The following is a 1,014-nucleotide window of genomic DNA, read 5'->3' as shown; positions in this document are numbered from 1 at the left end:
CTTGATGACTTGTGCCGGCACGTGGCTGCCAATGGCCGCAGGCTGCGCATACATCGTCTTGAAGGCCGGCTCGTTGCGCAGATGGCTTTCCGTGGCGCCAGAGAGCAGGGACAACTCGCTCAGGCCGAGGCCGGGCCGCTGCTCATGCAGTCGGCGGGCGTAGGGCAGATTGGCTTCCCCGTCCCGGCGCGGCACGGCGTCGCGAATGGCGGCCAGTTCCACGGAGAGCGCCTTGAAGGCTGGCTCGCGGCGCAGTTGGCTTTCCGTGGCGCCCGAGAGCAGGGACAGCTCGTTCAGGCCGAGGCCGGGCCGCTGCTCGTGCAGGCGGCGGGCATAGGGCAGACTGGCTTCCCCGTCCCGGCGCGGCACGGCGTCGCGAATAGCGTCGCGAATGGCGGCCAGTTCCACGGAGAGCGCCTTGAAGGCCGGCTCGCTGCGCAGATGGCTTTCCAAGGCGCCAGAGAGCAGGGACAGTTCGCTCAGGCTGAGGCCGGGCCGCTGCTCGCGCAGGCGGCGGGCGTAGGCCAGACTGGCTTCCCCTTTCCGGCGCGGCACGGCGTCGCGAATGGCGGCCAGTTCCACGGGGAGCGCCTTGAAGGCCGGCTCGCGGCGCAGATGGTTTTCCAAGGCGCCCGAGAGCAGGGACAGCTCGCTCAGGCTGAGGCCGGGCTGCTGCTCGCGCAGGCGGCGGGCGTAGGCCAGATTGGCTTCCCCGTCCCGGCGCGGCACGGCGTCGCGAATGGCGGCCAGTTCCACGGAGAGCGTCTTGAAGGCCGGCTCGCGGCGCAGTTGGCTTTCCAAGGTGCCCGAGAGCAGGGACAGCTCGCTCAGGCTGAGACCGGGCCGCTGCTTGCGCAGGCGGCGGGCGTAGGGCAGACTGGCTTCCCCGTCCCGGCGCGGCGCGGCGTCGCGAATGGCGGCCAGTTCCACGGAGAGCGCCTTGAAGGCTGGCTCGCGGCGCAGTTGGCTTTCCAAGGCGCCCGAGAGCAGGGACAGCTCGTTCAGGCTGAGGCC

General features: G+C 70.9%; 1 protein-coding gene. It reads right to left on the bottom strand.

The genetic code is table 11. The features are described from left to right. Positions 1–1,014: hypothetical protein (locus AC1DQ3_RS36495; protein WP_477124948.1), on the bottom strand; the 1,014-nt coding region annotated here is incomplete at both ends.

The organism is Cupriavidus sp. 01T418 (genome assembly GCF_056398885.1).
This window is presented reverse-complemented; position numbering and strand designations above follow the sequence as displayed.